The organism is Aeromonas sp. PrichA-15, assembly GCF_017939245.1.
Taxonomy (GTDB): domain Bacteria; phylum Pseudomonadota; class Gammaproteobacteria; order Enterobacterales; family Aeromonadaceae; genus Aeromonas; species Aeromonas caviae.
Genome location: NZ_JAGKRH010000280.1, coordinates 1 through 961 on the forward strand (window position 1 = coordinate 1; position 961 = coordinate 961).

At 52.9% G+C, this 961-nt stretch carries 1 protein-coding gene and 1 pseudogene; both read left to right on the forward strand.

Annotation, left to right across the window (positions count from 1 at the left end; all coding sequences use genetic code 11):
* Window positions 1–138: 138 nt before the first annotated feature.
* Window positions 139–666: pseudogene (locus J9889_RS21000) on the forward strand (hypothetical protein); the annotation flags it as partial.
* Window positions 663–961 (forward strand): hypothetical protein (locus J9889_RS21005; protein WP_210557991.1); only part of this gene is annotated, 299 nt, incomplete at its 3' end. The pseudogene J9889_RS21000 and the gene J9889_RS21005, both read left to right, overlap by 4 nt.

Here is a 961-nt window from a genome sequence, read left to right on the forward strand (position 1 = left end):
TCTTGTGGAGTCCGGCGTCGACGGCGCTCGGCCCCTGTTAACACTTCGACCATCTTCTCGTTGTGACTAGTACTGAACATAGCTCCAAGACTACCTCTTAAGTTAAGAGGGGCGAAGTGTCTGGATCTTCAAGGGGCCAATCTAGATCCTTTGTCTGCCCAGACAAACACGGATGGAATATTGGCGACCAAGGCGGGAATTACCACTGCCAAAGGGTGGGTCAATTGGTTGAACGAACCGGGTGAGAAATCCATGGGGGCCGGGGTCGTACTTCAGGGCAAGCTTTACTTCACCTCGTTCCTGCCGCAAGTGCAGTCGTTCCAGCAATGCACCATTCAATCCATCGGGGCTGCACGCCAATACATGGTAGACATGCATTATGGCAGTTCCTTCCGTTATGTGGTTGATCTTGAAGGCAACCAGACACCTGAGCGTTATGTCGAAGTACAGAACAAGGTTGCCGACGATTTGGTGGTGCATGCAGGAGACGATGCCAAGATCCGCATTATTGGAGGCGGTGTCGGGGAAGAGGTCATCCTGAAAGATGAAGGGGATGGTGAGCCTGAGCGTTGTACCGGAGCGGGAGAGTGCAACCAGGGGGCAGAGGAGGCTGAGATGGATATGTCGCCCAAGAAAATTTACCTCTACGAAGGAGAGGCACAATGAAAACACGCAGCGGGGTGTTGGGTTTGTGCCTCTTGTTATCCGGGTCCGTCTTGGCAGATGACATAAAATGTTATGTCGAGCTGATTAACGGCCAGAAGGTTGTCCTGCACGGTACTGTGGCAGACAACACGCCAAAGGCGGTGCAGGATAAATTCGGTTCTTCGCGGGATCTTGGGGAAGTGGAAGTTGACAGACAGGGTGCTGGTAAACTGGCTGTCTCCAAACACACCACCACCATCACCCTGCTGTCGCCGTGCATCATATTGATATTGCCTCCTTCTGGCCAGGTTATACC